4 protein-coding genes and 1 pseudogene are annotated in these 5,501 nt (G+C 73.9%); 3 read left to right on the top strand and 2 right to left on the bottom strand.

Features of this window, described 5'->3' with window-relative positions; genetic code table 11:
- Positions 1-187 (bottom strand): annotated as a pseudogene (locus tag DZF91_RS28950) (AMP-binding protein); the annotation flags it as partial.
- Between the two features lie 123 nt (positions 188-310).
- On the opposite strand from DZF91_RS28950, the gene DZF91_RS28945 reads away from it, so the two are divergent.
- The 3 genes from DZF91_RS28945 to menD all read left to right on the top strand — a co-directional run bounded on the left by DZF91_RS28945 (position 311) and on the right by menD (position 4,170).
- Positions 311-1,210 carry a 1,4-dihydroxy-2-naphthoyl-CoA synthase gene (locus DZF91_RS28945; protein WP_117360291.1) on the top strand — a complete coding sequence of 300 codons (900 nt, stop codon included), beginning with the start codon at positions 311-313 and terminating at the stop codon, positions 1,208-1,210.
- Positions 1,211-1,426: 216 nt separating this feature from the next.
- The gene (locus tag DZF91_RS28940) at positions 1,427-2,506 is read left to right on the top strand and encodes an o-succinylbenzoate synthase (protein ID WP_117360290.1); all 1,080 of its coding nucleotides are present in this window, start codon (positions 1,427-1,429) and stop codon (positions 2,504-2,506) included.
- Positions 2,503-4,170: a 2-succinyl-5-enolpyruvyl-6-hydroxy-3-cyclohexene-1-carboxylic-acid synthase gene (menD, locus tag DZF91_RS28935; RefSeq protein ID WP_117360289.1), complete on the top strand. Its 1,668-nt coding sequence runs from the start codon at positions 2,503-2,505 to the stop codon at positions 4,168-4,170. Before DZF91_RS28940 ends, menD begins: the two co-directional genes overlap by 4 nt.
- Before the next feature lie 113 nt (positions 4,171-4,283).
- Here menD and DZF91_RS28930 read toward each other — a convergent pair whose 3' ends face one another.
- Positions 4,284-5,153, bottom strand: a complete 870-nt coding sequence (locus DZF91_RS28930) for a tyrosine-protein phosphatase (RefSeq protein WP_117360288.1) — start codon at positions 5,151-5,153, stop codon at positions 4,284-4,286.
- Positions 5,154-5,501 lie beyond the last annotated feature (348 nt).

The raw sequence follows: 5,501 nt of genomic DNA, 5'->3' as shown, positions 1-5,501 counted from the left end.
TGGTGCCGTGGGGGGTTTCGACGGCGTGGGGGGCGAGGGCGTCGAGGGTGGCGCGCAGGGCGGGGGCGGGGGTGTCGGGGGAGAGGGGGCAGATCGCGGGGCCGGTGCCGTCGAGGGCGGCGTGGAGGGCCTGGAGCAGGCGGGGTCCGGGGGGCAGAACGAGGGCGTGCAGGCGGCGATCTTCCATGGCGGGCCCAGTTTAGGCGACCCTGTTGAACGCGTTCACATCGGCGGGGCGGTTGAATGGGGGGCGTCCGCCCGCCGTGGTCGCGCCGGGCGCCGGGTCATCGGTTCGAGTGAAGAGGGGCACATGGTTTCGGAGCTGTTCGACGCGTCGGCGTGGAAGGAAGTGGAGGGGTTCGGGTTCACCGACATCACCTACCACCGGGCGGTGGATCAGGGGACGGTGCGGATCGCGTTCGACCGTCCGGAGGTGCGCAACGCGTTCCGGCCGCACACGGTGGACGAGCTGTACCGGGCTCTTGATCATGCGCGGATGTCGTCGGACGTGGGGTGTGTGCTGCTGACGGGGAACGGTCCGTCGCCGAAGGACGGCGGGTGGGCGTTCTGTTCGGGTGGTGACCAGCGGATCCGGGGGAGGGACGGGTACCGGTACGCCGAGGGGGAGACGTCGGAGACGATCGATCCGGCGCGGGCGGGGCGGTTGCACATCCTGGAGGTGCAGCGGCTGATCCGGTTCATGGGCAAGGTCGTGATCTGTGTGGTGCCGGGGTGGGCGGCCGGTGGTGGGCACAGTCTGCACGTGGTGTCGGATCTGACGCTGGCGAGCCGGGAGCACGCGCGGTTCAAGCAGACCGACGCGGATGTGGCGAGTTTCGACGGCGGGTACGGGTCGGCGTATCTGGCGCGGCAGGTGGGGCAGAAGTTCGCGCGGGAGATCTTCTTCCTGGGGGACACCTATTCGGCGGAGGACGCGCACCGGATGGGGATGGTGAACGCGGTGGTGCCGCACGCGGACCTGGAGAAGGTGGCGCTGGAGTGGGGCGCGAAGATCAACGGGAAGTCGCCGACGGCGCAGCGGATGCTGAAGTTCGCGTTCAACGCGGTGGATGACGGCATGGTGGGTCAGCAGGTGTTCGCGGGTGAGGCGACGCGGCTGGCGTACGGGACCGATGAGGCGGCCGAGGGGCGGGATTCGTTCCTGGAGAAGCGTGACCCTGATTGGTCGCGTTTCCCGTGGTACTACTAATTGTTCTGTTCTGGGCGACGGTCCCGGCGGCGGTTCGGCCGAGGTCCTGAGGGGCTTGTGCCCGAGGGCGTGCCGGGGTTCCGTCCGGGTGGCGGTCCGGGGACGCGTCCTGGTTCCGTAAGGTTCCGTTTCGTCCTGGCCGGGCTCCGGCCGAGGGCCGGGTCACGGGTCGTGTCCGGACGGTCGTCCGGACACGACGGGTCTTGACGGTCTTGCATGACGGCGAGGGGGTCAGCGGTGCGGGTCTTCTCCATCGCGATGCGCACGCGGTTCCGCGGTGTCACGCGGCGGGAGGGTGTGCTGCTGCGGGGCCCGGCGGGCTGGGGGGAGTTCTCCCCGTTCGCCGAGTACGGTCCGGCGGAGGCGGCGCGCTGGCTGGCCGCGGCGCGGGAGGCGGCGTTCGAGGGGTGGCCGGAGCCGCTGCGTGACCGGGTGCCGGTGAACGTGACGGTTCCGGCGGTGGATCCGGAGCGGGCGTTCGCGATGGTGCGGGCGTCGGGGTGCCGGACGGCGAAGGTGAAGGTCGCCGAGCGGGGCCAGGACGACGCCGACGACATGGCGCGCGTGGAGGCGGTCCGAGACGCGCTGGGTCCGGACGGCCGGGTGCGGGTGGATGTGAACGGCGGCTGGGACGTGGAGCGCGCGGTCCGGATGACGCGGGCCCTGGACCGGTTCGACCTGGAGTACGTGGAGCAGCCGTGCGCGACGCTGGAGGAGCTGGCGGCGGTGCGGTTGCGGGTGGACGTTCCGGTCGCGGCGGACGAGTCGATCCGCCGGGCCGAGGATCCGCTGCGGGTGAAGGCGGCGGGCGCGGCGGACGTGGCGGTGCTGAAGGTGCAGCCGCTGGGCGGTGTACGGGCGGCGCTGCGGGTGGCCGAGGCGACGGGGCTGCCGGTGGTGGTGTCGTCGGCGGTGGAGTCGTCGGTGGGTCTGGCGGCGGGGCTGGCGTTGGCGGCGGCGTTGCCGGAGCTGCCGTTCGCGTGCGGGCTGGGGACGTTGTCGCTGCTGGCCGGTGATGTGGTGGCCGATCCGCTGGTGCCGGTGGACGGCGTGGTCGCGGTGCGGCGTCCGGTGGTGGACGAGGCGGCGCTGGCGGCGGTGGAGGCCGGTCCGGACGTGGCGGCGGCGTGGCGGGAGCGGCTGGGTGAGGCGGAGAAGGTGCTGATGGCGGCCGGGGACGGCGCGGCGGGGTATCTGGGCGCGTTGCCGGGGTCGGCGGCGGGTTCGGTGGCGGTGTCGGCCGCGGAGGCCGGGGTGAGGGCCGCGGAGGCGGCGCGGGAAGGGGACGTCCGATGAATCCGGCGACGGCGCTGGCGACGGTGCTGGTCGATGAGCTGCTGCGGTGCGGGATGACCGACGCGGTGCTGGCGCCGGGGTCGCGGTCGGCTCCGTTGGCGTTGGCGTTGCACGCCGCGGAGGTGGAGGGCCGGGTCCGGCTGCATGTGCGGATCGACGAGCGGTCGGCGTCGTTCCTGGGGCTGGGGCTGGCGAAGCGGTCGGGTCGTCCGGTGGCTTTGGTGTGCACGTCGGGGACGGCGGCGGCGAACTTCCATCCGGCGGTGGTGGAGGCGCACGAGTCGGGGGTGCCGCTGGTGGTCCTGACGGCGGACCGTCCGCCGGAGCTGCGGGACACCGGCGCGAACCAGACGGTCGACCAGGTGAAGCTGTACGGGACGGCGGCGCGGTGGTCGACCGAGGTGGGGGTGCCGGAGAACCGTCCGGGGATGGTGGCGTACTGGCGGTCGCTGGTGTCGCGGGCGTGGGGGCTGGCGCAGGCGCCGGTTCCGGGGCCGGTGCATCTGAACGTGGCGTTCCGGGAGCCGCTGATCCCGGACGGGGACGAGTCGTGGTGCGAGCCGCTGGACGGTGACGCGACCGGGGCGTGGACGAAGGTGCGGGCGGCGACGCCGGGGTCGGTGCTGCATGTGCCGCCGACGCGGCGGGGTGTGCTGGTCGTGGGGGACGGCGCGACGAACGTCAAGCGGTATGTGGCGGCGGCGTCGATGGCGGGCTGGCCGGTGCTGTCGGAGCCGAACGGCAACGCCCGGTACGGGGACCACGCGTTGACGTCGCACCATTTCCTGCTGGGGGTGCCGGAGTTCGTGGAGCGGCACCGTCCGGAGGTGGTGGTGACGCTGGGGAAGCCGGGGTTGTCGCGTCCGCTGCTGGCGATGCTGCGGCGGGCGGAGGAGCACATCGTGCTGTCGCCGGATCTGTCGCGGTGGCCGGATCCGGTGCGGTCGGCGACGCAGGTGGCGCAGGACGTGGAGATCCCGGTGGTGTCGGGGGACGACGCGTGGCTGAAGTCGTGGCGGACGGCGGACCTGGTCGCGGCGGCGGCGGTGGACCGGGTGCTGGACGAGGCGCCGGAGGTGACCGAGCCGCGGCTGGCGCGGGACCTGGTGGCGGGGTTGCCGGGCGGGTCGCTGCTGTTCAGCGCGGCGTCGATGCCGATCCGGGACCTGGACCAGGTGATGCGTCCGCGGCGGGGGATCCGGATCATGGCGAACCGGGGCGCGGCGGGGATCGACGGGCTGGTGTCGACGGCGATGGGCGCGGCGCTGGCGCATGCGGGCCGGTCGTACGCGCTGCTGGGTGATCTGGCGTTCCTGCACGACCAGAACGGGCTGGTGCTGGGGCCGCGGGAGCGGCGGCCGGATCTGGCGATCGTGGTGGTGAACAACCGGGGCGGCGGGATCTTCTCGCTGCTGCCGCAGGCGGCGCTGCGGGATCCGTTCGAGCGGGTCTTCGGCACGCCGCAGGAGGTGGATCTGGAGGGGCTGGTGCGGGCGCACGGGGTGCCGTACCGGCGGCTGGAGGCCGCGGCGGACCTGCCGAAGGCGGTTGCGGGCGAGGGGCTGCGGGTGGTGGAGGCCCGGACGGACCGGGAGGCGAACGCGGTGCTGCACGCGGAGATGCGGCAGGCCGCGCACGCCGCCGTCCGCGACCTGTTCGTCTGACCCCTGGCCGTCCCTGACACCGGCCGCCCGCCCCAGCCGTTCGGTGGTGAGCCCGCCCCTGCCCGTGCGCATGCCCGGCCTGTCGGTCGGGCCCGGCGTTCGGGCGGGGGTGGTCAGTCGAGGAGGCGGGCGCGCAGGGCGGCGGTGTCCTCGGGCGTCCAGCCGTGTCCGCGCAGCCAGGCGGCGGTGCCGCCGAGCTTCTCGTCGACGCGGCTGAGGAACTTCTCCATGATCGCCGCGTGCGGGTGGTGGCTCTCGGCGGGGCGTGAGTCGATGTCGGCGGCGTAGGTGTCGCTGGCGCGCAGCCGGTCCAGGATCGCCGCGATGCGCTCGCCGGTCTGGGCGTAGTCGGCGACGATCGCCTCGCGGGTGACGCCGGCGACCTCCAGGGCGAGCGCGCACACGACGCCGGTGCGGTCCTTGCCGGCGGCGCAGTGGACCAGGGCGGAGCCGTCGGTGCGGGCCATGACGCGCAGCGCGGCGGTGATGGAGTCGGCGCGGTCGCGCAGGTAGCCGAGGTAGAAGGAGACGGCGCGGGCCTCGTCCTCGCCGCCGGGGTCGGTGCGGGTCTGCCAGGGCAGGATCTTGTCCATGTCCAGCTCGGTCCCGGCTTCGGCGGCCGGGGCGTGGACGGCGGGGGCCGGGGGCTGGACGGCGGGGGCCGGGGGCTGGTCGGCGGAGGCGTCGGTGTGGTGGCCGCCCTCGGCGAACAGCGACAGGTGGTGCAGGGTCACCGACGGGACGCGGGTGAGCGGTCCGGGGCCCTCGAGCCGGACCTCGGCGTCGCTGCGCAGGTCGATGACGTTCTTGAGGTCGTAGTCGTCGAGCAGGACGCGGACGTCGGTGACGGTGAGGGCCTGGAGGTTGTCGGCGCGCAGGACGCGTCCTCTGCGGGTGGCGCGTCCGTCGGTGGTGGGCAGGCCGCCCAGGTCCCGGGCGTTGACCGCCCCTTCCAGCCGGATCCACCGAGTGCGCTCGCTCATGACTTGTCACCTTATAGGGCGACCTTGAGGAGTTCTTGGGGTGGGGTTGGCACCACCACGGATCGGGGGCGCAGCCCTCCTGTGCCGGGCCGCGCCGCCCGCCAGGGTGGAGAGCGCGGGACGCCGGTCGGTCCGCGGGATGAGGGACGTGCGCACCGCATGCGACCCCTGGGGGACCCCGGGATTGGCTCTTGCGGGTGGCGACCGTCCGACCTGCGGCTTCGTAGCGTTCCGGGAAACAGACCGCCGTGGTGAGGAGTTACGCCGTGACGATGACCGAACCGGCCCTGGGCGCGCGCCCCGACGCCCCTGCCCGCCCCCCGGCCGCGCCCCCCGCCGGGGACCGCG

The organism is Actinomadura logoneensis (assembly GCF_003428695.1).
Taxonomy (GTDB): domain Bacteria; phylum Actinomycetota; class Actinomycetes; order Streptosporangiales; family Streptosporangiaceae; genus Spirillospora; species Spirillospora logoneensis.
The sequence above is the reverse complement of the archived record's forward strand: the minus strand, read 5'-3'. Positions and strand labels throughout refer to the sequence as shown.

Coding starts and splice junctions, on each gene's coding strand:
- DZF91_RS28945 (WP_117360291.1), top strand. CDS start 311: ATGGTTTCGGAGCTGTTCGACGCGTCGGCGTGGAAGGAAGTGGAGGGG.
- menD (WP_117360289.1), top strand. CDS start 2,503: ATGAATCCGGCGACGGCGCTGGCGACGGTGCTGGTCGATGAGCTGCTG.
- DZF91_RS28940 (WP_117360290.1), top strand. CDS start 1,427: ATGACGGCGAGGGGGTCAGCGGTGCGGGTCTTCTCCATCGCGATGCGC.
- DZF91_RS28930 (WP_117360288.1), bottom strand. CDS start 5,153: ATGAGCGAGCGCACTCGGTGGATCCGGCTGGAAGGGGCGGTCAACGCC.